The following is a 22,842-nucleotide window of genomic DNA, read 5'->3' as shown; positions in this document are numbered from 1 at the left end:
ACCGGTCGGCGGGGCACCTTCCAGTGATATGACCGCCGAGAAACGTCGCGTCAGTTACGAGGGCGAGAAGCACCGCTGGGATCGCAACTTCGCGGATCTGCTCCAGGAGTTACGGGTGGCGCAGACCGGCATCCAGATCCTGTTCGCGTTCCTGCTGACGCTGCCGTTCAGCAACGGTTTCCCGAAGACGACAGGCTTCCAGAAGGACATCTACGTCGTGGCGCTCCTCGCCGCGGCGGCCTCCACCGCGATGATCATTTCGCCGGTCGCGTTCCACCGCGCGCTGTTCCGGCAGGGCCGCAAGCCCGAGCTGGTCCGGTACGCGCACCGGATGGCCACCGGCGGGCTGGCGTTCCTGTTGATCGCGATGGTCAGCAGCGTCTTCCTCATCGTCGACTACCTGCTCAACAGGCCGGCAGCGCTGCTGCTAGGCGGGGCGACGGCGATCTTCTTCCTGGTGTTCTGGGCCGGCATTCCCTGGTACCGGCACAACTGGATCGACGAGGACGCCGAGGAAGAGGACGAAGAGGCGACCGACGGCTGATTCAGTCCATCAGGCGCTCCTGAGTTCGCAGACCCGGGTACCGGCCGCCGTGCTCGCCGAGGAACTCGTCGAACCCGGTGAGCGGCAGCGGTTCCGGCAGCTGTCGGCGCGGCCGGACCCGGCGCAGCGCGGCCTGGAAACCGAAGAACGTGCGGAAGTCCCGCGGATAGCGGCGCGGTGAGACTCCGGCGAAGGTGCCGGTCACCCGGGCCCGGTTGAGCACCTCCTGCCACTGCCCGGCGGCGGCGACGCCGGCCGACTCCACGCCGTGGCAGAACAGGGCGAGTTGGATGTGATCGTAGGGCTCGGCGTCGCCCAGGTACTTCTCCAAGGCCGTCAGGGACGGCTGGACCGGGAACACACTCCAGTACGGCACGGCGCCGGCGCGCAGCGTCCACCAGGGGTCGAGCAGTATGAACGAGTCGACGAACAGCCGGTTCCCGGGCAGGCCACGACGGCGGTACCACCATCGGTACAGGTCGGCGACCAGCGGGCTGAGGTCCTCGGGCTCGTCGAACGCCAGCCTGCGTACCCGAAAGCCGAACCGGTCGGCGAAGGCGGTGATGTCATCGCGCAGGACGGGCTCGAAACCCCATTCCGCCTCGGGCGCATCACCGTCGGCGACCGGTGCGACCCATCGGGTCCGGTCGGCCCCGTAGCGCCGCAGGTAGTCGGTCACCCGGTCGCTGCCCTGGCGGTATTCCTGCGGCGGGATGCCCCCGACCGCGCCGAACTGGAACAGATGCCGCTCCCCCAGGTGCGTGACCGGCCAGCGCTTGCCGCACTCGGCCACGATGACGAGGCCGCCGGGCTCGAGGTGATCGGCGAGGAAGCGCTCGTAGGCCTCCCCCAGCGTGCGGCGTTTGACGCGGAAGTAGGCCATCCGCCGCAGGGTCAGCCGGTCCTGGTTGGGGTCGTGCATGTGGTGCAGCACGAGGTCCGGGTTGCGGTCGAGCATGGCCCGGGCGGTGCCGGCGAGCGCGTGTGCCGCCCGTTGCGGATCGTCGGGCGAGATGCCTCTCTGCCGTACGGGCAACAGCAGCGTCTGTGGCAGCCAGGGCACACCGAGCGCCGCGCACAGGTGCACGAGGGCCCCCCCGGACGACCCGATCACGACCGCCGGGTAGCGGCGGCGCGGATAGGCCTGCACGATCCCGGCGGAGATGGCGTCCATGTCCAGTCGGGCGATCTCGGCCTCTTGGCGGCCCTCGGCCCCACTGAACGCGCTGTACAGGGCCTCCTGGACTCCGGCCGGAAGCCTGGAGGCCGCGGCGGCGACCGGCCGGAGTGCCCGGAACCCCGGTTTCCCCAGCGGCGGGGTGTCCTGGCCGTGCAGGAACCGGGCGAGGGCGACGACCATCGCCGAGGCGGAGTCGAATCCGGCGACCTGAGGCGGCAATGTCATGAAATCCGAATGCCCGGTATCGCGGCCGCCGAATCCGGGTACTCGATCCTGCGTGAGCCCGGATCCGATCGCTACCGAGACGCGACACCACGACGGGCCCCTGGGCAGGATCCGCAGCCGGAGCCTCGGCACCGTGCGCCCGGGTCTGCCGGAAGTCGTCCTGGTCCACGGGATGACCGCCTGCGACTATCTGCTGCCCAGCCTGGCGGAGATGGCCACCTGGACCCGGGCCCATCTGATCGACCTACCCGGTTGCGGCGGCAGCGGCGACCCGCCGCACGAGCTGAGCGTTGCCGAGTTCGCCGACGCGCTCAACGACTGGCTCGATCAGGTGGGGCCGGACAAGGTGGTCCTCGCCGGTCACTCCAGCGGGACTCAGGTGGCGGCCGAAGCCGCGTTGCGCCGGCCCGGCGACGTCGCCGGCATAGTGCTGGGCTCGCCGGTCTTCGACCCCACCTACCGAGGACTGCCCTCGGTACTCGGTAGGTGGCTGCTGGACCTGACCCGCGAGCCGGCCGGCCTGGAGCAGGTCAACCGGCCCGAGCGCAAACGAGCCGGCCTGCGGCGACTCGTGCATGTCCTGCGTCAGCACCGTCGCTACAGCCTGACGCATGCGGTCCTCGCGCTTCCGGTGCCGGTGCTGGTCGTCCGCGGCCGTGACGACGCGTTGAGCACCCGCCGATGGGCGGAGCGGCTGGCCGCGCCGGCCGCCGAAGGCGGCTGCGTCGAGGTCCCCGGCCCGCACACCTTCTGCTGGCAGGATCCGGCCGCCTGGTCCTTGCCGGTCCAGGCCTTCGCCCGCCGTCTCGCCTGATCGTGACCGAAGGGTCGGGCCGCACGCGCGTCGCGCACCGGCGAGTACATCACCACCGCCCGGCCGGCCCGCCACCACCGTGGTGACGACCGGTCATCGGTAGTACGGTAAGAATCACCTTCAGTAGCGAGGGCTACCGTAACCTGCCCCAAGCGCGCCGGAGACGCTCATGAACATCGGCGGTAGGGCCAGCTTCCCGGGCGAGGACCAGGACGCGCTGACCATCGAACTGCGGGACGGCGGGGACCCGGAAACCACACGCATCATCGTGTCCGGCGAAGTCGACGCGGACACCGCGGGCCAACTGCAGAACAGCATCGTCGGTGCGGTGAGCAGCCACCGGTACGCCCGCGTCGAGGTGGACTTTCACGGCGTGACATTCCTCGACTCCAACGGCATCCGCACCCTCGTGCTATGCCAGACCAGGGCTCGGCAGTTCGGATGCCGACTGAGCGTCGTGGATCCCCACCCGTTCACCCGTCAGGTACTACGGATCAGCGGGCTGCTCGATTACCTGGCCGTCACCGAGCCGGCACCGGTAAACACCGCCTAATTAGCCGGCGACATCCCGGCGGGTGGGCCTACGCCGGCAACGCTCAGCCTGCCGGTGCGTCCGGTGCCGCGCCGAGCACTCGGCCCGGGACGGTGCTGGCAGTGACCGCGCTCCATGACTCCCGGTTCGGTGGTCCACTACTCGCGCACTACCCGGAACGTCTTCAGCTTCGGGTCGGCGGCGTCGGGGAGAGTCATCCCCGCGGCGATACGCCCGGCAGGGTCGGTGACCTGCTCGGTCTCGGCGAAATACGCCTCCCGCGGGTTCATCACCTGGTCAAGATCAAAATCTTCCAGCGGTGGGAGGTCCGGGGCGGGACGGTCCGGCGCCGGCGGGTCGTCGGCGAGCCGTTCCAGGGCCGCGGCCAGCCGCTCGATCGCAGCATCGTCATCGGCGTACGTCAGCGAGCACACCACCCTTCGGGCGTCGCCCAGTTGGACGGTGAGTCCGCATTCCTGCTTCAGCCAGTCGCGCGCCTGGTAGCCGGTGATACCCAGGGCGGAAACGTCCACGCTGAGCTTCAACGGATCCCACTCAGCGACCCCGTCGTGGCCGACGATCGAGGAGTCCATCACCCGCAGACCTGCTTCCCGCCCCAGGCGTTCCCGCAACCGCTCGACCCGGTGCAGCGCCTGGGGTGCCGACCCCCTTGGACAGCCGGACAGTGACCGGGTACCGGCCGGACCGGTCGATCAGACCCGAGCCGATCGGTACGTCGAGGCCGTCAACCTGCAACTCGCCGGTGAACGAGCGCCCGTCGGGGTGCAGCAACCGGCGGTGCCGCGAGCGGGTCGTCATCCCGCGTTGAAGTTGTCGCTGACATCGCGCTGGAGGTGGCCCATCGACTCCGCCAACAGCTCCTCGGCCCGTTGACGCTCCGCATGCCCGCCGGGAACCGTCACTTCGGCGTGCACCACGCAGCCACCGGCCGGTGCGTCACGCACCCAAGCCGCTCCATGTAGTCCGGCGGAGCCCCGCGCCCGCCACTCCACTCGTAGCTGGTCCGGTGCAGAACTCACGTCGTACTCGTGGGCCTGTCCGCCTGCCCGGACCCGGACGTGGTCGAGGCCGGCGGACTCGGTACGCATACCTTGCGGAAGCCATCGGGTCCTACGGTCGGGATCGGTGAGCACCCCGAAGACGACCTCGGCTGGTGCGTTGAACTCGTGCTGACTGCTGATTACCGCTGTCACGTGGTTGCCCGATGCCTGCATCGTCGCCTCCTCGGCCTTGCGAACGCCTTCCGACGGTCCCTGTACGGATTCCCTGATCCGCCCTGTTCACGCGTGATACGGCAGATCGTCGAGGCAACCACCTCGGACCGGCCCTGTCCTACTGCCGGCTCGTCGACAACGCGATCGGCGCCGCGGGAACGAAGGACTGCCTTCGTTCCCGCGCGCGGAGAACCGTCAGTCGAGTGCGCCCTTGATCTTATTGACGATGTTTGCGGCACCCTGTGCGTGGGCCCCGGCTCCGGTGCCCGGTTTGCCCTTACCCATCGAGCCGTCGTAGGTGACGAACAGCTTGGGGTCCGGCGCCGGCCCGAGCGGCTTGTCGTCGGTCAGCGGCTGCGCATCGGGCACGTACACGATCTCGTTCTTCCCGACCAGGGCCGGACCCTGCGCCCAGCGGCCCTGGTCGGCTCTGCTCTCCGGGTCGAAGCTGTAGAACGTGTGGTTGGCGTCCTGGTTCTCGACATCGGCATTGGAGTCCTCGATACCGGACTCGGTGAAGCCGTCGGCGATGAGCTGCTCGATGCCGAGCAGCCACTGCTGCTGGTGCCAGGTGTCACGTGCGAGGTTGAACTGCAGCATGTCCTTGACCCCGCGGTCGTCGGTCATGTTGTACACCCGACTGGTCATCAGCCGGCTCTGCGCCTCGGCGGCGACGTTGGACCGGAAGTCGGACAGCAGGTTGCCGCTGGCGATGATGTAGCCGGTGTCCCATGGCACGCCGGCCGCGTCGCGCGGCAGCGCAACGCCGCCGGTGACGATGGCGTGCTGCGGGTTCATGCCACCGAGGACCGCGGCCAGCAACGGGTTGGCGGCCGCCGCCTTCTCGGTCGCCTCGCCGGGTGCGCCCTCGAGCAGCCGGGCCAGCATGGTCGTGAGCATCTCGACGTGGCCGATCTCCTCGGTCGCGATGTCCATGATCATGTCTTTGTACTTCCCGGGCACCCGGCAAGACCAGCCCTGCCAGAGGTGCTGCATCATCACGGTCATCTCGCCGAATTGCCCGCCGACGAGCTCCTGCATCTTCGCTGCGAGCAGGGCGTCGGGCTTCTCCGGCTTGGCCTGGACTGCAGGTAATCAACGTGCTTGAACATCAGGACCTCCATGAGGAAGGGATTGGCACGATGTCGGGCTACCCCGGGTCGTGGCCCGGCCGGGCCTGTCCGGGGCCCTTCGGGGCCGACCGGGAATTCCACGTCGTCACGTGGCTTCTCGTGCTCGGCGTGCTGGCCGTGTTCTACGGGCCGGGACGTACGTGCGGATCCCGGCCTCGCCGCCGTGTGACTCCTTGAGGGCGGGTATCGCCGCGCGTATGACGGCGGCCGCCGTGAGATGCGACAGCACCACGCCGTCGAGCGGCGGCAGGTCGCCCGGTGTCATGGCGGGATCGATCAACCGGCGGGTCCAGGCGCCGTACCCGAGGTGTACGCGGCTGCCGGCCGACACGAAGTTCGGGTCCGTCAACAGCGTGAACGACGCAGCGCGGGCAGACGTACCGGCATCTTCGCGCGGGCCAGACCCGCCTCATTCCCGCTCGTCGCCGGCGGAGCGACGCGCCCTCGGCCGGCCCCGCCACCACTGCGCGGACGTAAACGTCGGCTTTACGGGTATGGCAAGGCGATGAGCGACGTCGACCCACAGAACCACGCCGAGTTCGTCAACGAGGAGGGACCCGGTTGCTCTGGCGAGCGATCCACTCCCGCCGGGCGGGAGCGTCCGGAGCATGAGGCCCACGGCGGGAGCATGGCTCCCGGGATCGTCGACGACGTCGGCCGGCAGACGGTGCAGGCGCCGCCCGGCACGCCGGAACCGTCCGACGGGTAGGTTTCGGCGCCGAGCGCAAGATTTCAGCAGCGGCCGGAGCCGCGCCGTCCGGTCGCGGCGGTGATCCTCGCGGATATCTTTGGCACGCAGCGGGTAGACCCACACTCATGCGCATCGGCAACACGGAAGTAAGGTTCCTCGGCGGACCCGCCGGCTGCCTCGGCATGATCGTGATGTCAGTATTGCTGTCCATCGTGTTGACCGTGCTGCTCAACCTCCTCCTGCGGTGATCGGGACAGGGCGGCCGTTCAGTGGCTCGGGCGCGGCAAGGTTTCCGCGCCGAACGATCACCGGATGCCGGATGCCGGGCAGGATCGCCGGTTGCGGGGCGGCGCTCGACGGTAGACCGGAGGCGTCCCGGGTTAGACGACTGCGGTGACCGCCGCCTCATCGACTGCCCAGGTCGCCACGCCGTCAGCGTGGGAACCGTTACGCATCGCCACCTTCCGTAGCCTGTGGCTGGCCCTGCTGGCCAGCAACATCGGCACCTGGATGCAGACGGTGGGAGCCCAGTGGCTGCTCGTCGAGCAGTCCGGGACCGACACGCTGGTCGCGGTGGTGCAGACCGCCAGCACCCTGCCGATCGTGCTGCTCGCACTGCCGTCCGGCGCGCTGGCCGACACCTTCGACCGGCGCCGGCTACTCCTGGCCGTTCAGTCCTTCCTGGTCGCCGTGGGCGTACTGCTGACCGTGCTGACCTTCGCCCAGCGCATGCCACCGATCCGGGCGGTGCCGAGAGGCCGTCTCCGGCTATTTCACCCGTCCCGGTGAACCGCCCCCGCCGATATCGCGTGCGGGCCACACCGTCGACCGGGCGTGTGCGGCGCCACGGTGTGGCTCGAGCGGTTCGTCGTGCCGCGATGACTGAGCCGCCGCCCAGCGGGTATGTCAGCAGCCATGGCCGATCAAGCGCGCCCCGGGGTGCTGTTCGACGTCGACGGCACCCTCGTCGACACCACGTACCTACACACCGTCGGCTGGTGGCAGGCGTTACGGCTCCAGGAGCACGACGTGCCCATGGCGGAGATCCACCGGGCGATCGGCATGGGCTCCGACAAGATCCTCGACCACCTGCTCGGCGATGACCGCGACACGGGCCGCGACGAGCACATGACCACCGCCCACGACACCCTGTACGCCACGTGGTGGGAACGCCTGCGCCCGCTGCCCGGAGCCACGAGGCTGCTGCGGGCCGTGGCCGGCCTCGGCCTCGCGGTGGTGCTCGCCTCATCGGCCAAGCAGCGCGAACTGGCGGTGCTGCGCCGGATCCTCGGCGCCGACGACGTGCTGACCGCCGCGACCAGTTCCACCGACGCCGACGAGAGCAAGCCCGCCCCGGACATCCTGCAGGCGGCCCTGGCACAGTCCGACGTCGACCCGGACCGCTGCGTGTACGTCGGGGACTCCGTGTGGGACGTCCGGGCGGCCGCGAAGCTGGACATCGCCTGCATCGGGCTGACCTCCGGGGGCACCAGCGCCGCCGAGCTGACCGGCGCCGGGGCGGTCGCCACGTACCGGGACCCGGCCGACCTGCACGCGGCGCTTGGCGACAGCGTCATCGCGCGACTCGACCACCGCTGAACCGGTGGCGTGGCCCCGCTGCATGGCCGGGCGCGCCCCTGGCCGCCTCCGACATCCACCCATCGTTGGCACGACCCCGAATCCGGCGAACGCGTGCGCCTATTCCATCCCAAAAACTGCGGGAAACGGCGCTGCGCCGATCAGAGCCTCGGCGGATCGGTCGCCGTAGCGGAGTCCGGACCGTCAGCCCGCCCACGTCCCGCCGACCCGGTTGTCGCGCCCCGACCCGGGGGTTCCGCCAGGAGGGTCCGGTACATCGTCACCACGACGACGATCAGGCCGAGCGCGCCGACCCGGCCCACCCACAGCCAAGGTGAGGTGAGTTCGGACCAGAGCAGCCGGACGAACACCGTGCCGACGCCGCGGCCACGCGGACCGTCCGCGCCGAGCGCGACACCGAACGCGGTCATGAGCAGGAACAGGAACAGCAGCCCGACCAACGAACGCCGCAGCACGCCCGTCCCGGCCGGTGCTATGGCGAAGAACAGCGTCGCCCAGGCCATCAGGAGCAGAATGAGGATCGACGCGCCGCCGCCGATCATGCCCACAAATCGGGTGCCAGGGCACCGCGTCGCTCACCGGCGGGGCCGTGCGGGCCGCTCGGGGGTCCGCCACGGATTGGGGCGTTGCGGCCGGCGGCGAGGCGGAGGAACGCGGCGGCGACGTGACATCGGCAAGACGGTATTCCACACCCGCCGAACCGCCAACCAGCAGAGACACGGGAATTCCGGTCAACGGCTGCTCTTTGCGCAACCGGAACTAGACGGGTGCGGAGGCCGGGCGAGCGAGCAGAGTTTGCAGGGCGAAGGCCCTCGTGTGCTACGTATCGCCTGCTGTGCGCGGTCAGGATGCCGACATCGGCGAGGGCGGCTATTTACGGTTCCCTTCAGCATCGTCACTCGCGTCGGTGTCGATGGGGATCAGCCGGTCGAGGTTGGTGACGTTCAGGATGTTGGCGACCATCGGCTGGGGGTTGATCAGGCGTAGTGAGCCGCCGGTGGCGGTGACGCGTTGGTGGACCTGCACGAGCATGTTCAGTGCGCCGGAGTCGCACAGCGGCACGTCGGACAGGTCGACCACGATGCCCGTACCCGGGGTGTCGGCGAGGTGCAGCAGGGCGGTCAGGAGCGGGTCGCGGTTGTCGGTGAAGATGCCTTCGCCGACGCGGACCAGGGTGACGCCGTCGCCGTCGTTGATGTCGAAGGTGATGGGGGTGGTCATGGCAGTAGCTCCGCGGCGGTGTCGGTGGACCATTCGGCCAGCAGCAGGGTGGCGTCGTCAGGCGGGGGGCCGTCGAGGTGGGCGAGGACGGCGTGGGAGAGCCGGCGCAGGGTTTCCGGCGCGGACTGCCCGGCGAGGGTGTGCCGGGCGGCCAGGTCGAGCAGCCGCTCTTCGCCGAACAGTTCGCCGTGGGTGTCGCGGGCTTCGGTGACGCCGTCGGTGTAGGCCAGGATCCGGTCGCCGGGCTGCAGCATCACCTCGCCGACGGTGAGCTCTGCGTCGTCGATGCCCAGTGGCAGGCGCCGGCCGGCGTCGAGGCGGCCGGCGGGTTTGCCGTCGCGCAGGATGATCGGCGGGTGGTGCCCGGCGTTGACGTAACGCAGCCGGCCGGTGGGCAGGTCGAGTTCCATGAGTACGGCGGTGGCGAAGCGGGCGTCGGTGAACTGTTCGGTGAACGCGGCGTCTACGGCGCGGGCGGTCATGTAGAGGCCCTCGCGGTCGGTACGGGCGGTGCGCATCGCCGACAGCGCCACCGCGGTGCCGATACCCGCGCGCAGGCCGTGGCCGGTGGTGTCGCAGATCACCATAAACGCGGTGCCGTCGTCGACGGCGTAGTCGTAGCCGTCGCCGCCGGCGGTGTAACACGGTTCCAGGATCGCGGAGACGGTGAACCGGTGATCGGCGAACGTCAACGGGGGTAACAGCCGCCACAGCAGTTCGGAGGCGACCGACATGCGGCGGGTCCGCCGGGTCCGGGCCAGGTGCGGCCCGTATTCCATTTTGATCGCGACGAGGTGCCCGAGCAGGGCAGCCAGCATGTCGCACTGCGACTCGAACTCCGCGCTGTCGGACACGGCGCTGCCCGCACTGTCGATTCTGAGGATGCCGAGGCGCTCGACGCCGTCGACCAGCGGCATCCACAGCGGTGCCTCCTCTTGTCCGGCGGGGGCGGTGAGCGCTGCGGTGGCCATGAATGCCCGTCCGGCCAGGGTGGCATCGACCGGTAGCGGGCCGCCGACGTCCTTGCCGGGCTCGGGCACCGGGTGCAGCAGCCGCTGCTCGTGGTCGATCAGGTACACGGTGATGTCGATGCCCAGGGGGGCCACGGCGGCGTTGATCGCTGCGGCGAGTTCGTCGGGGTGCGCCAGCCGGGTCCGGGCGAGCAGGTCGACGATGGCTTCGCGCCAGGGCCACGCTCGCCGATCGTGCGCTGGGCTGGCCAGGTCGTCGGGTGTGGAGTCGGACATCAGGTGCTCCAGCTTCCTGGTGACGGCGTGAACGGTGTGCAGCGTGCCAGATTGACATGCGGCGCCGCCAGCACGCGAGTGAGAGCGTCGAAGGCGCAGGTACAGCAGAGCGGCGCGGCAACCGGTTCGCCGTTCATGCCGCGCTGGAGCCGCCGGCGGCGCGCTCGAAAACCCGGAGATCGGCGCCCGTGCGGTAGGCGTGCGCGACCCATTCGTCGCGGCGGCGCAGCAGGCCGTCGGTGATGTCGCCGCCCTGCGACGACCAGCCCTCGGCCAGGAACACGGAGACGAGCCGGCCGTCGGTGAGCTTGATCCCGGTGGCAGTCGCCTCGGCCACCGACGCGCCCATGTCGCGTACCCGTCCTTCTGGTCGGGAAACGGTGTATGACCGGTGATTAGCCGGCGCGCGAGCGGGTAGCGGCTGTCGAAGGCAGCCAGGAGGAGACAACGATGCCGATCGCGACGACGAACCCGGTTTCGGGTGAGGTGATCAAGAGTTTCGAGCCGCTGACCGACGAGCAGATCGATGCGGCGATCGGCCGGGCGGTGACGGGCTTCCGCGCGCTGCGCGATACCTCGTTCGAGCAGCGCGCCGCCTGGATGCGGGCGGCGGCCGATCTGCTCGACGCCGAGCAGGACGATGTTGGCGCCTTGATGACCCAGGAGATGGGCAAGACTCTCGCGGCGGCCAAGGCCGAGGTCACCAAGTGCGCGAACGCCTGTCGCTTCTACGCCGAGCACGCCGAGCAGTTTCTCGCCGATGAGCCGGTCGAGCCGTCCTCCGTCGGCGCGGTCCAGGCGTACGCCCGGTATCAGCCGCTCGGCCCGGTGCTCGCGGTGATGCCGTGGAACTTCCCGCTGTGGCAGGCGATGCGGTTCGCCGCGCCGGCGTTGATGGCCGGCAACACCGGCCTGCTCAAGCACGCCTCGAATGTTCCGCAGACCGCGCTGTATCTGGGCGAGCTGTTCGCCCGGGCCGGCTTCCCGGCCGGGGTGTTTCAGACCCTGCTGGTCGGCTCCGAGGCGGTCGAGACGATTCTGTCCGATCCCCGGGTGCGGGCCGCGACGCTGACCGGCAGCGAGAACGCGGGCCGGTCGATCGCCGCGATCGCGGGCCGCGAGTTGAAGAAGACCGTGCTGGAGCTGGGCGGCAGCGACCCGTTCGTCGTCCTGCCGACCGCCGACCTCGACCGGGCGGCCCAGGTCGCGACCACCTCCCGATGCCAGAACAACGGTCAGTCCTGCATCGCCGCGAAGCGGTTCATCGTGCACACCGACGTCTACGACCAGTTCGTCGACACCTTCGTCGCCCACATGTCCGCGCTGACCGTCGGCCACCCGATGATGGACACCACCGACGTGGGACCGCTCGCTACCCGGCAGGGCCGCGAGGACGTCCAGGCCCAGGTCGCCGACGCCATCGACAAGGGCGCCACCGTACGGTGCGGCGGCAAGGCACCGGAGGGCGACGGCTGGTGGTACCCGCCCACCGTGGTAACCGACATCACCCGCGACATGCGCATGTTCTCCGAGGAGGTCTTCGGGCCGGTCGCCGGCGTCTACCGTGCCGCTTCGATCGCCGAGGCCATCGAGCTGGCCAACGCCACCTCCTACGGCCTCGGCGCCAACGCCTGGACCGACGACCCGCAGCAGCAGCGGCGGCTCGCCGACGAGCTCGACGCCGGCGCGGTCTTCATCAACGGGATGGTCACCTCATATCCGCAGCTGCCGTTCGGCGGGGTCAAGAATTCCGGGTACGGACGTGAGCTGTCCGCCGCCGGGATCCGCGAGTTCTGCAACCTCAAATCAGTCTGGATGGGCGACAGCAGTGGGGCCGACGTCGACGCGGCCACGGAGTGAACCAGCGGCCGAGCCGCGTCGACCAGGCACAGTCCAAAAAAGGGCCGATCTGTCGGCGTACCGGTCCCGTCGGGGGGTACGCGAATCGATGACAGCACATGACGAAGTCCCGGCCGGGGATGCGACGGTGCCGGGCACACCGTCCGGCAAGGCCAACGGCGACACCGTACGGACGCCGCCGACCCCGCAACGTCCGGCGAGCAACGCGAGCACCGGGTCGGATCGGCCGGTGGCGGCGCATACCCGATCGGCTCGGACAACCAAGGAGCGCAACGATGAAGGCAGTGGTGTGGCATGCGGTCGGTGACATCCGGCTCGAGGACGTGCCCGAACCGAAGATCCAAGCCCCGACCGACGCGATCGTGAAGATCACCACCAGCGCCATGTGCGGCACCGACCTGCATCTCATCCGCGGCACCATGCCGGGGATGAAGCAGGGCACGATCATCGGTCACGAGGCGGTCGGCGAGATCGTCGACACCGGCACCGGGGTGCGCAACTTCTCCCGCGGCGACCGGGTCGTCGTCCCGTCCACCATCTCCTGCGGGTACTGCTCGTACTGCCGCGCCGGCTACCAGGCGCAGTGCGACAACGCCAACCCCGGCGGCAAGCTCGCCGGTACCGCCTTCTTCGGCGGCCCCAAGGCGGCAGGCGGCTTCGACGGGCTGCAAGCCGAATACGCCCGGATCCCGTACGCGAACACCAGCCTCGTGCCCGTGCCGCCCGGCGTCACCGACGCCCAGGCCATCATGGTCTCCGACATCTTCCCCACCGCCTGGTTCGGCGCGAAGCTGGCCGAGATCCGCACCGGTGACACCGTCGCGGTGTTCGGCGCCGGGCCGGTCGGTCAGCTGGCGATCCTGTCGGCGTACCTGCAGGGCGCGGGCCGGGTCATCGCCGTCGACCACAACGACGACCGGCTCGCCATGGCGCAGGCCCAGCACGCCGAGATCATCAACTTCGACGCCGAGGAACCGGTCACCACCATCCAGGACCTGACCGGCGGCATCGGCGTCGACCGGGTCATCGACGCCGTCGGCGTGGACGCCCAGCGCCCGGCCACCGGCGTCCCGCAGGAGCAGGCTCAGCAGTTCGACGCCGAACGGCAGCAGGCCGCGCCGCAGACCAACGAGCAGGACGGTCAGTGGGTGCCCGGTGACGCCCCCAGCCAGGCCTCGCAGTGGGCCGCCCAGGCGGTGGCCAAGGCCGGCACGATCGGGATCATCGGGGTCTACCCGCAGACGATCAGCAGCTACCCGATCGGTGTGGTGATGAACAAGAACCTCACCGTCAAGACCGGAAACTGCAACCACCGCCACTACATGCCGCATCTGCTGAAGCTGGTCGCCGACGGAAGTGTCGACCCGGCGCTGCTGCTCACCGAGCAGGAGCCGATGAGCGACGTCATGGCCGCCTACCGCGAGTTCGACCGCCGCGAGCCGGGCTGGCTCAAGGTCGCTCTCAACCCCGCCGCCTGACCCCGACACCCTGCGCGACCTCGAGAAGGAGCTCGACTACCCCGACCGCACTGATACGAACACGACAAGTCCGCTCGCACCGGCACCGCACACCGGCGCGACTGTCAGTCGGCTACGACCAGGGCCTGCGGGGCGGCCTGTTTCATCCGGGTACGCAGCCAGGTGAGCTGAAGTGCGGTCTCGCCCTCGCACCTGGTCACGACCTCGAACAGCGCACGGTCGCGGGCGCCCTGCGCGGCTTGGCCGACCACCGTCCAGCACACGTCGCACTCGGCGGCCATGAGATAGAGATCCTGGAGGTCACGCAGCAGGCCGATGCCGCCGGTGCGGGTACCCCGGAACAGTTCGGAATGCAGCCGCTCCGGTTCCTCGGGGGCTTCTTCGGCGTAACGCCGCCCGAACGGTTCCAGACGCGCGGCGTGTTCGTCACACCGCTTCGCCTGCTGGTGGCAGAGGTGGTCGATGTCGGGCTCGTCACCGTGCGCGGCGGCCACCTGCCGGAATGCGTCGGCCAGGGTTAGCTGGGCGCGGTGCAGGAGTCCGAGGTAGTGGGCGAGGTGCATGGTCAGCAATCCGATCTGGTGAGCTTGGCGATCCGGACCGCGGCAACCTTGAAGATCGGTTGTTTGGAGACCGGGTCCCAGGCCGTCACGGTCATCTCGTTGGCGGCGCGGGGCCGGCGCCGCGCCGGCTCTACGTCGAAGTAGCCGTAGTGGAAGGGCACGAACACCACGCCGGGACGGATGCCGCCGATCCGGGCCCGGGCCTCGATGGCGCCGCGTGGTGAGGCGATGCCGACCAGGTCGCCGTCGGTGATGCCGTACCGGTCGGCGTCCTCGCGGTGCAGTTCCACCCACACGTCGGGAGCCGCCGCGTTCAGTTCCGGGGCGCGGCCGGTCTTGGTGCGGGTATGAAACTGGTAAACCGTACGGCCGGTGGTGAGCAGCAGCGGGTAGTCGTCGGAGGGCACCTCGGGCGACGGCTGAAAGTCGGCGGCGTGCAGAAACGCGCGCCCGGCCGGCTCCTTGGCCCGGTAATGGTCGGCGGTGAACTCGGCGCCGGTGGTCAGATCCTGGCCGTATGTCTCGCAGTAGTCCGGATCGGTGTTGAACACGCCGTCGGTGTACAGCCGCTCGCCGCCCCACTGGATGCCGCCGGCGCGCAGCCCCTCGTAGCTGATCGGGGTGTAGTCGCACGGCCGTCCGGCCGAGCATCGCTGCCATGCCGCGTACGCCTCCTCGGGCGTGGTCCAGTCGATCAGCGGTGCGCCGTCGCGGTTGCGGAAGTCCATCCGCCGCGCGTAGTCGAGGAAGATGTCCAGGTCGGCGCGGGCCTCGCCGGGCGGGTCGACCGCCTTCTCGCTCAGGTGCACGGTGCGGTCGACGTTGGTGAAGGTGCCGGTCTTCTCGCCCCAGGTCGCGGCCGGCAGCACCACGTCGGCCAGCTGCGCGGTCTCAGTCAGGAACAGGTCCTGTACCACCACGAACAGCTCCGGCTTCGCCAGGATGCGGCGGATCCGGGCCAGGTCGGGCAGGGACACGGCCGGGTTCGTGGCGCTGATCCACAGCAGCTTGATCGAGCCCTGCTCGGCGTACCGCCAGATCTGCATCGCATGCGTCGGCGGTGACCAGTGCGGAATTGTCATCTCGTCGACGTTCCACAGCTCGGCGAGCTCCCGGATGTGCTCGGGGTTGCCCCAGTTGCGCAGGCCGGGCAGGTCGCCGTCCGCGCCGGTCTCCCGGGTGTTCTGCGCGGTGGGCTGGCCGTTCATCTGGTAGATCCCCGCGCCCGGCCGGCCGATCATCCCGCGCAGCAGATGCAGGTTGTTGACCTGGCAGGCCGCGGCGGTGGCCTGGTTGGACTGGTAGAAACCCTGCAGCACGGTCGACAGCAGCCGCTCGGCGTGGCCGAGCAGCTCGGCCGCGCATTCCACGTCCGCCGGCTTGAGGTCGCAGATCTCGGCGACCCGATCGATGGAGTACGGTTCCACGACGCGGCACAGCTCGTCGAAACCGATCGTGTGCGCGTTGACGTACTGCTCGTCGTGCCAGCCCCGCCGGATCATCTCACGCAGCAGGCCGTTGAGCAGGGCCTGGTTGGTGCCCGTACGCACCGGCAGGTGCACGTCGGCCTCACGGGCCACCGGCGTCGAGCGCGGGTCGACGGCCAGCATCGCCGGCGGGTTCGCCCCCCGGCGGCGATCCAGCATCCGCATCCACAGCACCGTCTGCGTCTCGGCCACGTTGTGACCCCACAGTGCGATCGCGTCGCAGTGGTCGACGTCGGTGTACGAGCCCGGCTGCCCGTCGGTGCCGAAGCTGGCTTTCAACGCCGCCGCCGCGGTCGCCGTGCACAAGCGAGTGTTGCCGTCCATGTGCGGGGTGCCGATGCCGGCCTTGCCCAGCACGCCCAGCGTGTAGTACTCCTCCAGGAACAGTTGACCGCTGGTATAGAAGCCGAGGTGTCCCCACCCGCCGGGGCCCCGCAGCAGGTCGCGGGAGCGGTTCACGATCCGGTCCATCGCGGTGTCCCAGTCGGCCTCCACCAGCCGGGCGCCCTGACGCACCAACGGCCGGGTCAGCCGGTCGGCGCTGTTGTTGGCCTGCCAGCCGTACAGATCCTTGGGATCGAGCCTGCCGTGGTTGACTCGGTCGTCCGGGCGGCCCCGCACGCCGGCGATGCGACCGTCGCGGACGGCGATGTCCATGGCGTCGCCGTTCGAGTGCAGGATCGACGCGGACTGCACCCAGCGGTCCACGTCCGCCTCCCCGATGCCGTCGGCCAACTGCATGTCGACGCGCACGGGCCAGTTCTCCCCCGGCCCGTACGGCGTCCGCTCTCCCCACGGATCAGCGATCCGGTCACCCATGGCGTGTCCCTTCCCGTTCCGTTCGCGCTGCCCAGACCGGCATCGGCTGACCGGTCGCCCGGTTGAAGACCCAGTCCACCGCTGTCACCAGCACCACCGCGCACGCGGCAACGAGCAGTTGCTCAGGTGTGTGCAGCAGCCCGAGGCTCACGATCAGTGTCGTCGCACCGGCCGGCGGATGCGATGCGATCAGCAGGAGCAGCACCACGGCGGTCACCGCGAGGGAGCCGGCCGCCGCCACGATCCGCACCGGGCTCACGCCCTCGTCGAGCACCGACGGGTGCGCGGTCAGCCCACAGACAGCGAGCATGCCGTAACCGGCAAGCAGCGCCACGGCGTGGCCGATGAAGGTGTTACGCGGTGACGACTCCGGCGCTCCGGGCTTCTCCAGGTGCAACATGATCGCCGGCCCCAGACTGGGAAACAGCCACGGCTGATGAGCCATCAGCGCGACGAGCCCGGCCGTCACCATGGCGACGGCGCTCCCCACGAACACCCGCGCTGATCGTCGCGCATCCGCCACGGCACTCACCTCACGATCTTCAGTCCCTCCTACCCCGGTCGTGGCCCGGCTACTCCTCCGCTCACCCGTCCGTCCCGCCGCGACGCTGCCGTCTTCGATGATCGCCAATCGTTGCTCCGCCGTGAGCGGCGGAACGGGCGCGAAACGCATGGCCTACCGGTGGTCGTCGTATCCCTCATCCGCCCGCTCACGGCGTAGGTGGGTGACGGCGCGGCGGGCCAGGGCGGTGTCTTCCGCGGCCAGTCCCGTGTACATCGGCTCGACTTTTTCGTAGGGCTGTCCCGGTGGCAGCAGGGGAATGGCCGCGTCGACCACCGCGTCGATGACGACCGGGCGGTCGGCGGACAGTGCCGCGTCCCACGCCTGCTCCGCCTCGCCGGGTGTGGACACTCTGATGCCGCGCAGGCCGAGCAGCTCGGCCCAGCGGGCGTACGGGACGTCGGGAAGCTGCTGAGAGGTGTCGAAGCGCGGCTCGCCCTCCATTTCGCGCTGTTCCCAGCTGACCTCGGCCAGATCCCGGTTGTTCAGGACGCACACCACGAAGCGCGGGTCGGCCCAGTCTCGCCACCGGGCCGCGACTGTGATCAGCTCGGCCAGGCCGTTCATCTGCATCGCCCCGTCCCCGGCGAGGGCCACCACCGGCCGGTCCGGGCTTGCCAGCTTGGCGGCGAGGCCGTATGGCAGCGCGGAGCCCATGGAGGCGAGTGTGCTGGACAGGTGTGCCGGCACACCGGGCGGCAGCCGCAGGTGCCGGGCGTACCAGTAGACGACCGAGCCGACGTCGAGGGAGACCTGGGCGTCGGCCGGCAGCCGTTCGCTCAGTGACCGGATGACGTGTTGCGGGTTCAGCGGCTCGGCCGGCGCGGCCGCGCGCGCGGCGGCGATCTCGTGCCACCGGCGTACCCAGGTCTCGACCCGCGTCCGCCACGCCGCGTTGTCCCGGGGCTTCACCACGGCCAGCAGCGCTCGCAGCGTCTCGGTGGCGTCGCCGACCAGCGGCACCTCCACCGGGTAGCGCACGCCGAGCCGGCGGCCGTCGATGTCGATCTGCACGGCTCGCGCCTGGCCGGGACGGGGATAGAACTCCGTCCACGGGTCGTTGGTGCCGACGAGCAGCAGGGTGTCGCAGCCGCGCATCAGCTCGGTGCTCGCCGTGGTGCCCAGGTGGCCCATCACGCCGGTGTGGAACGGCAGGCCCTCGTCGAGGACCGGCTTGCCGAGCAGCGACGTGGTGATGCCGGCGCCGAGCCGGTCGGCCAGCGCGATGATCTCGTCGGCGGCGCCGTACGCGCCCTGGCCGACCAGGAAGGCCACGCGTTCGCCTGCGGCGAGCACGTCGGCCGCGGCGCGGACGTCGTCGTCGTGCGGCAGGACCCGGGCCGGGCGCAGACCCGGGCTGGTCACCAGGGTGCCGTGCTGACGTGCGGCCGGGTCCGGAGCCGGTGCGGTCTGCACATCGTGCGGCAGGACGACGCAGGTGGGGCTGCGGGTGGCGAGGGCTGTCCGGAACGCCTTGTCGACGAGCATCGGCACCTGCTCGGGGGTGTGTGCGGCCTGGACGAACTGCGCGCACACGTCGCTGAACAGGCGTACCAGGTCGATCTCCTGTTGGTAGGCGCTGCCGAGCACGGTGGAGAGCTGCTGGCCGACAATCGCGACGACGGGCTTCGAGTCGAGCTTCGCGTCGTACAGGCCGTTGAGCAGGTGCACCGCGCCGGGCCCCTGGGTGGACAGGCACACGCCGACGCCGCCGGTGTACTTGGCGTGCCCGACGGCCATGAACGCCGCGGTCTCCTCGTGGCGGGCCTGCACGAACGTCGGCGTCCCAGCGCGGCGCAGCGCGCCGAGCACGCCGTCGATGCCGTCACCGGCGTAGCCGAAAACCCGGTCGACGCCCCATGCGGTGAGCCGCTCGACGAGGATGTCGGCGGCGGTGCGGTCAGACATGCGGCGCCACCTTCAGCCAGCCGGGTTCGCGGTCCTGGAATTGGCGGTAGGCGCCGAGGATGTCGGTGATCGGCTCCTGCATGGTGAGTAGCTGGGCTGGGTCGACGGTTCCGGCCTTGGCGACGGCCCACTGTGCGCACGCGGTACAGGCCTCGCTGCACGCGACGAGCGCGTCGATGACGGCGGCGAGCTTCGTACGCTCGAGGTTGGTCGTCTGTGGGTAGGTCTCGAGCATCGGCATGGTGGGCGTGGTCATGTCGTCCTCCTGCATCGAAGAGGTTCGGATGATCAGCCGATGCCGCCGCGTTGAGCGGTGAGCTTGCCGAGAAGCTCGTGCGCGCGTTCGGCGCGTCGCGCGTCTTCCTGGTGGACCTGCTCGATGAAGTCCAGCACGTCGTCGTGGCCCTCGGCGTCGGCGGCGTACTTCGCGTACACCGTGGCTCCCTTGAGTGCGTGGTACTGGATGCTCACCAGGTCGTAGACGATGTCATCGGCAGGCGAGTGCGATTCGGCCATGGCGTTGCTCCCGTCGGGATGGTTGTCGGCGTCCTACCGTCACCGCCTACCCGCTACGACGGGGGAGAAACGATCTGGTCCTGCTGGCTCTGAAAGCTTCCCATCCGCCCGCGGGCGCCACGATGCTGATCGTCAGCGTACGGCGCGATCGCGGGGGGCCGTCCCCACCGGCCTGGTGGCGGCCAGCGGTACGTGGATCTCCCTCAGGCCGGTCGCCGGCACGGTGACGAGCGCCTCGACGAGGTTCCCGCCGGGCTCCCCGCCTCAGACCACGTAGGCGCCCTCGTCCACGGTGACCTGCCGTGGGGCGGACGCCCGCCCTCGCCGAGCAGCCGGGACTCTCGAGCGCGGCTCTGGCCCGCGCATCGAGCACCGGATCAAGGACGCGCCGGCCACGAACGAACAGCGGGTGCTGCGCGACCTTCTTGCTCGCTGCGTCGACGCGACCACCACAAGGGACTGACCCACCTTCTCGTTCTGGGGGCGCCAAGGTGCAGTAACTGCCACAATGGCCGGATGGCGCAGCCGTTGCCCCGACGCCGGATGCTCGCCGCATCTGCCGGCGCTCTGAGTCTGGTATGGATTCCGGTTCCCCGCGCGGTGGCGGCTTCGGCCGACGAGGCCTGTCCGGTCCCGCCGGACTTCCCTGCGGGCGTGGAGCACTACCGGCAGAGCTACCGCAACTGGGCGGGCGAGCTGCGCGCCGATGACGTCTGGACCGCCGTCGCCCGCAACGCGCAGGACGTGGTGACGTTGACCAACTGGGCGCATCGGCACGGGTTCGCGCTGCGCGCGCAGGGCTTCCGGCACGGTTGGGCACCGCTGACCCTGACCGCCGGCACCGATTGCGCGAGCCGCGTCGTGCTCGTCGACACCCACCACCTCAACGCGATGTCGCTCGGCAATCCGGGAGCCGAGCCTGGCTCCGCGACCGTACGCGTCGAGCCGGGCGCCGGTATGGAGGCGCTGCTCGGCTTCCTGGAGTCGGCCGGCTACGGGCTGACCGCCACCCCAGCGCCCGGCGACTTGTCGGTCGGCGGCGCCCTGGCGGTGGACGCCCACGGTAGCGCCGTGCCGGCCGACGGGGAGGTCCGGCCGCCGGGCACTACCTACGGGTCGCTGAGCAACCTGATCCTGCGACTCACCGCGGTGGTGTGGGACCCGGACATCGGCGCCTACGTCACGCGGTCCTTTGAGCGGACCGACCCGGACTGTGCTGCGCTGCTGACCAACCTCGGAAGGGCGTTCCTCACCGAGATCACACTGCTCGCCGGGCCGCTCGCGCGGCTACGTTGCGTGAGCAGGGTCGACATTCCGGCGGCGGAGCTCTTCGCGGCGCCCGGCGCCGGCGGGCGCACCCTGGAGAGCTTCATCGCGGCGACCGGACGCGTGGAAGCCATCTGGTTCCCGTTCACCGTCCGCCCGTGGCTGAAGATCTGGAGCGTCAGCCCGCAGCGGCCGTCGACATCGCGCCCGGTCACCGGGCCCTACAACTATCCGTTCAGTGACAATGTTCCATCGCCGGTGGCCGACCTGGCCGGGCGCATCCTGGCCGGGCAGTACGAGTTGGCCCCGGTCCTGGGCCAGGCGCAGTACGCGGCCACCGCGGCCGGGCTCCTCGCCACCGCCTCCGCCGATCTGTGGGGCGCGGCCAAGAACCTTCAGCTGTACGTGCGGCCGACGACCCTGCACGTCCACGCCAACGGCTACGCGGTGCGGGTCGCGCGCTCCGGCGTTCAGGCGGTCGTCCATGCGTTCACCGAGTTCTATACCGCACGGCTGCTGGCCTACGCGGCCGGCGGGAGGTTCCCGGTCAACGGGGCGGTGGAGATCCGGGTGACCGGCGTCGACGACCCGGCCGACGTGGCCGTGCCCGGCGCGCAGGCACCTTCACTGTCGGCGCTGCGGCCGGACGCCGACCGCCCGGCGGGGCAGGTGGCGGTGTGGTTCGATGTGCTGACGCTGCCCGGCACGGCCGACGCGAACCGCTTCTACCGGGAGTTGGAGCGGTATCTCCTCGCTGCCCACCCGAGCACGCGAGTGGAGTGGTCGAAGGGCTGGGCCTACACCGAGCAGGCGGCTTGGGCCGATCCGGACGTGCTCGGGCGCGCCGTGCCGTCCTCTTTCGGCTCGGGTTGGGACGCTGCCGTTTCGACGCTCCACCGGCTGGACCCGGCCCGGGTGTTCAGCAATCCGTTCCTCGACCGGCTCCTGCGCTCTTGACCCGTCGCCTTTTGGAGCCGGCTCGCCAAGCTTGCGTCAGGTCGGCCGAAATATCGGCAGCAGCGTGCCCTTGCGCGCTGGTCCGAGCCGGCATCGAGCTCCCCCGTTGACTTTCCGCACCTTGCGTTCACCGCTGCCTGAACCTGCGTGTCGGCGGGTGGTCCGCAGCCGAGGCGATGAATCCGTCACGGCACACCAGCATCACGGCCCCGTTCGCCCGGGGCGCCTCGCTGCAGCGCCCGGGCCAGCAACGTGGCTATCGCGTACCGCAGCACCAGCGTGAAACGAACGTCGTCGCGGCGACCCCCGGGCGAGCCGCACGAAACCCAGCCGGCGTGGCCGAGCTCGGGCTGGCAGATTTCAAGCCGGCGCAGCAGGATGCCTTCGCGCAGGCCCCACGGGCAGACCCGCACCACGGCGATGTCGAGATCGCGCATCAGCTCGTAGCCGACGATCGCTCCCGCGAGGAGCTGACGGGCCCGGTGCCCCGAGACCCCCGGCAGCTCGGCACGCCGGGCGGTCGGCATCGCGGCGAGCCGGTCGATCCACGGCCGCAACGACCGCCGCCGCAGCCGCCTGTCGACGAACGGACCACGCCGCAGCGGCGCCGCCCCGGTCAGCCTCGCCAACTGCCGCAACGTCGCCGACGCGGCCACCGCCGTCCGCCTCGGCTCCCACGAGGCCTGCGCGACGAGCTCACGGACCTGCCTGCGGACATGCCCCCGCAAACGGCGCACCGCGGCGGCCGGCGGCGGATCACCCTCACGCAGAAACTGCCGGGTCAACCGGCCGGCACCCAGCGGCAGCGACAACGCCGATTCCGGCAGCCGGTCCGGACCGAACGCCACCTCTGCGGTGCCGCCACCGATGTCGAGCATCAACATCGGCCCGGCCCGCCACCCCAACCACCGCCGCGCCGCCAGGAACGTCAACTTCGCCTCCTCCACCCCGGACAGCATGCCCAGGCGGATCCCGGTGGCCGACTCCACCGCGTCGAGCACCTCC

General features: G+C 70.3%; 25 protein-coding genes and 1 pseudogene. 10 read left to right on the top strand and 16 right to left on the bottom strand.

Going from position 1 to position 22,842, the window contains the following annotated elements:
* The first annotated feature begins 28 nt into the window (after positions 1 to 28).
* A complete protein-coding gene (locus AB0F10_RS13745; protein ID WP_360623520.1) occupies positions 29 to 544 on the top strand; it encodes a DUF6328 family protein in 516 nt (171 codons plus the stop codon).
* Position 545: 1 nt separating this feature from the next.
* Here the strand turns inward: AB0F10_RS13745 and AB0F10_RS13740 are convergent, their stop codons facing one another.
* Positions 546 to 1,949, bottom strand: coding sequence for a hypothetical protein (locus tag AB0F10_RS13740; protein ID WP_360623518.1), 1,404 nt, complete (start codon positions 1,947 to 1,949; stop codon positions 546 to 548).
* A gap of 52 nt (positions 1,950 to 2,001) precedes the next feature.
* Here AB0F10_RS13740 and AB0F10_RS13735 point away from each other — a divergent pair, with 52 nt between their 5' ends.
* Both AB0F10_RS13735 and AB0F10_RS13730 read left to right on the top strand, forming a co-directional pair.
* Positions 2,002 to 2,763 (top strand): alpha/beta hydrolase, encoded by a 762-nt coding sequence (locus AB0F10_RS13735; RefSeq protein WP_360623516.1) that lies wholly within the window; start codon positions 2,002 to 2,004, stop codon positions 2,761 to 2,763.
* 169 nt (positions 2,764 to 2,932) lie between these two features.
* The gene (locus AB0F10_RS13730) at positions 2,933 to 3,316 is read left to right on the top strand and encodes an STAS domain-containing protein (RefSeq protein ID WP_360623513.1); all 384 of its coding nucleotides are present in this window, start codon (positions 2,933 to 2,935) and stop codon (positions 3,314 to 3,316) included.
* Between the two features lie 137 nt (positions 3,317 to 3,453).
* On the opposite strand, the gene AB0F10_RS13725 is transcribed toward AB0F10_RS13730, so the two are convergent.
* The 4 genes and pseudogenes from AB0F10_RS13725 to AB0F10_RS13710 form a co-directional block, all read right to left on the bottom strand.
* Positions 3,454 to 3,888: a hypothetical protein gene (locus tag AB0F10_RS13725; protein WP_360623511.1), complete on the bottom strand. Its 435-nt coding sequence runs from the start codon at positions 3,886 to 3,888 to the stop codon at positions 3,454 to 3,456.
* 222 nt (positions 3,889 to 4,110) lie between these two features.
* The gene (locus tag AB0F10_RS13720) at positions 4,111 to 4,530 is read right to left on the bottom strand and encodes an SRPBCC family protein (RefSeq protein ID WP_360623509.1); all 420 of its coding nucleotides are present in this window, start codon (positions 4,528 to 4,530) and stop codon (positions 4,111 to 4,113) included.
* Positions 4,531 to 4,725: 195 nt separating this feature from the next.
* Positions 4,726 to 5,642 (bottom strand): annotated as a pseudogene (locus AB0F10_RS13715) (manganese catalase family protein).
* 106 nt (positions 5,643 to 5,748) lie between these two features.
* A complete protein-coding gene (locus tag AB0F10_RS13710; RefSeq protein WP_360623507.1) occupies positions 5,749 to 6,012 on the bottom strand; it encodes a hypothetical protein in 264 nt (87 codons plus the stop codon).
* Between the two features lie 156 nt (positions 6,013 to 6,168).
* On the opposite strand from AB0F10_RS13710, the gene AB0F10_RS13705 reads away from it, so the two are divergent.
* The 4 genes from AB0F10_RS13705 (at position 6,169) to AB0F10_RS13690 (ending at position 7,953) form a co-directional block, all read left to right on the top strand.
* Positions 6,169 to 6,372, top strand: a complete 204-nt coding sequence (locus tag AB0F10_RS13705; RefSeq protein ID WP_360623505.1) for a hypothetical protein — start codon at positions 6,169 to 6,171, stop codon at positions 6,370 to 6,372.
* Between the two features lie 107 nt (positions 6,373 to 6,479).
* The gene (locus AB0F10_RS13700; RefSeq protein ID WP_360623503.1) at positions 6,480 to 6,602 is read left to right on the top strand and encodes a hypothetical protein; all 123 of its coding nucleotides are present in this window, start codon (positions 6,480 to 6,482) and stop codon (positions 6,600 to 6,602) included.
* Between the two features lie 145 nt (positions 6,603 to 6,747).
* Positions 6,748 to 7,143 (top strand): MFS transporter, encoded by a 396-nt coding sequence (locus tag AB0F10_RS13695; protein WP_360623501.1) that lies wholly within the window; start codon positions 6,748 to 6,750, stop codon positions 7,141 to 7,143.
* 126 nt (positions 7,144 to 7,269) lie between these two features.
* Positions 7,270 to 7,953: an HAD family hydrolase gene (locus AB0F10_RS13690; RefSeq protein WP_360623499.1), complete on the top strand. Its 684-nt coding sequence runs from the start codon at positions 7,270 to 7,272 to the stop codon at positions 7,951 to 7,953.
* A gap of 140 nt (positions 7,954 to 8,093) precedes the next feature.
* Here the strand turns inward: AB0F10_RS13690 and AB0F10_RS13685 are convergent, their stop codons facing one another.
* From AB0F10_RS13685 to AB0F10_RS13670, 4 genes are all read right to left on the bottom strand, one after another.
* Positions 8,094 to 8,495, bottom strand: a complete 402-nt coding sequence (locus AB0F10_RS13685; RefSeq protein ID WP_360623497.1) for a hypothetical protein — start codon at positions 8,493 to 8,495, stop codon at positions 8,094 to 8,096.
* Between the two features lie 328 nt (positions 8,496 to 8,823).
* Complete coding sequence (locus tag AB0F10_RS13680) at positions 8,824 to 9,174, bottom strand: STAS domain-containing protein (RefSeq protein ID WP_360623495.1); 351 nt, start codon at positions 9,172 to 9,174, stop codon at positions 8,824 to 8,826.
* Entirely contained in the window at positions 9,171 to 10,421 is a 1,251-nt protein-coding gene (locus tag AB0F10_RS13675; protein WP_360623493.1) for a PP2C family protein-serine/threonine phosphatase, read from the bottom strand. The genes AB0F10_RS13680 and AB0F10_RS13675 overlap by 4 nt, the downstream gene beginning before the upstream one ends.
* Positions 10,422 to 10,554: 133 nt before the next feature.
* Positions 10,555 to 10,770 (bottom strand): hypothetical protein, encoded by a 216-nt coding sequence (locus tag AB0F10_RS13670; protein ID WP_360623491.1) that lies wholly within the window; start codon positions 10,768 to 10,770, stop codon positions 10,555 to 10,557.
* 101 nt (positions 10,771 to 10,871) lie between these two features.
* Between AB0F10_RS13670 and AB0F10_RS13665 the strand changes: the two genes are divergently transcribed.
* Together AB0F10_RS13665 and AB0F10_RS13660 are read left to right on the top strand one after the other, a co-directional pair.
* Complete coding sequence (locus AB0F10_RS13665) at positions 10,872 to 12,281, top strand: NADP-dependent succinic semialdehyde dehydrogenase (RefSeq protein WP_360623489.1); 1,410 nt, start codon at positions 10,872 to 10,874, stop codon at positions 12,279 to 12,281.
* Positions 12,282 to 12,556: 275 nt separating this feature from the next.
* The gene (locus tag AB0F10_RS13660; RefSeq protein ID WP_360623487.1) at positions 12,557 to 13,759 is read left to right on the top strand and encodes a zinc-dependent alcohol dehydrogenase; all 1,203 of its coding nucleotides are present in this window, start codon (positions 12,557 to 12,559) and stop codon (positions 13,757 to 13,759) included.
* A 104-nt stretch (positions 13,760 to 13,863) separates the two neighbouring features.
* Here the strand turns inward: AB0F10_RS13660 and AB0F10_RS13655 are convergent, their stop codons facing one another.
* From AB0F10_RS13655 to AB0F10_RS13630, 6 genes are all read right to left on the bottom strand, one after another.
* A complete protein-coding gene (locus AB0F10_RS13655; RefSeq protein WP_360623485.1) occupies positions 13,864 to 14,322 on the bottom strand; it encodes a hypothetical protein in 459 nt (152 codons plus the stop codon).
* 2 nt (positions 14,323 to 14,324) lie between these two features.
* The gene (locus AB0F10_RS13650) at positions 14,325 to 16,628 is read right to left on the bottom strand and encodes a molybdopterin oxidoreductase family protein (RefSeq protein WP_360623483.1); all 2,304 of its coding nucleotides are present in this window, start codon (positions 16,626 to 16,628) and stop codon (positions 14,325 to 14,327) included.
* A complete protein-coding gene (locus AB0F10_RS13645; RefSeq protein WP_360623481.1) occupies positions 16,621 to 17,160 on the bottom strand; it encodes an HPP family protein in 540 nt (179 codons plus the stop codon). Before AB0F10_RS13645 ends, AB0F10_RS13650 begins: the two co-directional genes overlap by 8 nt.
* Positions 17,161 to 17,304: 144 nt before the next feature.
* Positions 17,305 to 19,098: a thiamine pyrophosphate-requiring protein gene (locus AB0F10_RS13640; RefSeq protein ID WP_360623479.1), complete on the bottom strand. Its 1,794-nt coding sequence runs from the start codon at positions 19,096 to 19,098 to the stop codon at positions 17,305 to 17,307.
* Positions 19,091 to 19,354 carry a hypothetical protein gene (locus tag AB0F10_RS13635; protein ID WP_360623477.1) on the bottom strand — a complete coding sequence of 88 codons (264 nt, stop codon included), beginning with the start codon at positions 19,352 to 19,354 and terminating at the stop codon, positions 19,091 to 19,093. The genes AB0F10_RS13640 and AB0F10_RS13635 overlap by 8 nt, the downstream gene beginning before the upstream one ends.
* 32 nt (positions 19,355 to 19,386) lie before the next feature.
* Positions 19,387 to 19,614, bottom strand: coding sequence for a hypothetical protein (locus tag AB0F10_RS13630; protein WP_360623475.1), 228 nt, complete (start codon positions 19,612 to 19,614; stop codon positions 19,387 to 19,389).
* A gap of 654 nt (positions 19,615 to 20,268) precedes the next feature.
* On the opposite strand from AB0F10_RS13630, the gene AB0F10_RS13625 reads away from it, so the two are divergent.
* On the top strand, positions 20,269 to 21,837 hold the full coding sequence (locus tag AB0F10_RS13625) for a cholesterol oxidase substrate-binding domain-containing protein (protein WP_360623473.1): 1,569 nt from the start codon (positions 20,269 to 20,271) through the stop codon (positions 21,835 to 21,837).
* A 185-nt stretch (positions 21,838 to 22,022) separates the two neighbouring features.
* On the opposite strand, the gene AB0F10_RS13620 is transcribed toward AB0F10_RS13625, so the two are convergent.
* On the bottom strand, positions 22,023 to 22,842 hold an 820-nt coding region (locus AB0F10_RS13620), incomplete at its 5' end, for a hypothetical protein (RefSeq protein ID WP_360623471.1).

Origin of the sequence: Actinoplanes sp. NPDC026623, assembly GCF_040638275.1 — a bacterium.
Taxonomy (GTDB): domain Bacteria; phylum Actinomycetota; class Actinomycetes; order Mycobacteriales; family Micromonosporaceae; genus Actinoplanes.
This window is presented reverse-complemented; position numbering and strand designations above follow the sequence as displayed.

What these genes read in the sequence shown, in the direction of transcription:
- AB0F10_RS13745 (WP_360623520.1), top strand. Translation starts at nt 29, where the DNA reads ATGACCGCCGAGAAACGTCGCGTCAGTTACGAGGGCGAGAAGCACCGC.
- AB0F10_RS13740 (WP_360623518.1), bottom strand. Translation starts at nt 1,949, where the DNA reads ATGACATTGCCGCCTCAGGTCGCCGGATTCGACTCCGCCTCGGCGATG.
- AB0F10_RS13730 (WP_360623513.1), top strand. Translation starts at nt 2,933, where the DNA reads ATGAACATCGGCGGTAGGGCCAGCTTCCCGGGCGAGGACCAGGACGCG.
- AB0F10_RS13725 (WP_360623511.1), bottom strand. Translation starts at nt 3,888, where the DNA reads ATGGACTCCTCGATCGTCGGCCACGACGGGGTCGCTGAGTGGGATCCG.
- AB0F10_RS13720 (WP_360623509.1), bottom strand. Translation starts at nt 4,530, where the DNA reads ATGCAGGCATCGGGCAACCACGTGACAGCGGTAATCAGCAGTCAGCAC.
- AB0F10_RS13705 (WP_360623505.1), top strand. Translation starts at nt 6,169, where the DNA reads ATGAGCGACGTCGACCCACAGAACCACGCCGAGTTCGTCAACGAGGAG.
- AB0F10_RS13700 (WP_360623503.1), top strand. Translation starts at nt 6,480, where the DNA reads ATGCGCATCGGCAACACGGAAGTAAGGTTCCTCGGCGGACCCGCCGGC.
- AB0F10_RS13690 (WP_360623499.1), top strand. Translation starts at nt 7,270, where the DNA reads ATGGCCGATCAAGCGCGCCCCGGGGTGCTGTTCGACGTCGACGGCACC.
- AB0F10_RS13685 (WP_360623497.1), bottom strand. Translation starts at nt 8,495, where the DNA reads ATGATCGGCGGCGGCGCGTCGATCCTCATTCTGCTCCTGATGGCCTGG.
- AB0F10_RS13680 (WP_360623495.1), bottom strand. Translation starts at nt 9,174, where the DNA reads ATGACCACCCCCATCACCTTCGACATCAACGACGGCGACGGCGTCACC.
- AB0F10_RS13675 (WP_360623493.1), bottom strand. Translation starts at nt 10,421, where the DNA reads ATGTCCGACTCCACACCCGACGACCTGGCCAGCCCAGCGCACGATCGG.
- AB0F10_RS13670 (WP_360623491.1), bottom strand. Translation starts at nt 10,770, where the DNA reads ATGGGCGCGTCGGTGGCCGAGGCGACTGCCACCGGGATCAAGCTCACC.
- AB0F10_RS13665 (WP_360623489.1), top strand. Translation starts at nt 10,872, where the DNA reads ATGCCGATCGCGACGACGAACCCGGTTTCGGGTGAGGTGATCAAGAGT.
- AB0F10_RS13660 (WP_360623487.1), top strand. Translation starts at nt 12,557, where the DNA reads ATGAAGGCAGTGGTGTGGCATGCGGTCGGTGACATCCGGCTCGAGGAC.
- AB0F10_RS13655 (WP_360623485.1), bottom strand. Translation starts at nt 14,322, where the DNA reads ATGCACCTCGCCCACTACCTCGGACTCCTGCACCGCGCCCAGCTAACC.
- AB0F10_RS13650 (WP_360623483.1), bottom strand. Translation starts at nt 16,628, where the DNA reads ATGGGTGACCGGATCGCTGATCCGTGGGGAGAGCGGACGCCGTACGGG.
- AB0F10_RS13640 (WP_360623479.1), bottom strand. Translation starts at nt 19,098, where the DNA reads ATGTCTGACCGCACCGCCGCCGACATCCTCGTCGAGCGGCTCACCGCA.
- AB0F10_RS13635 (WP_360623477.1), bottom strand. Translation starts at nt 19,354, where the DNA reads ATGACCACGCCCACCATGCCGATGCTCGAGACCTACCCACAGACGACC.
- AB0F10_RS13630 (WP_360623475.1), bottom strand. Translation starts at nt 19,614, where the DNA reads ATGGCCGAATCGCACTCGCCTGCCGATGACATCGTCTACGACCTGGTG.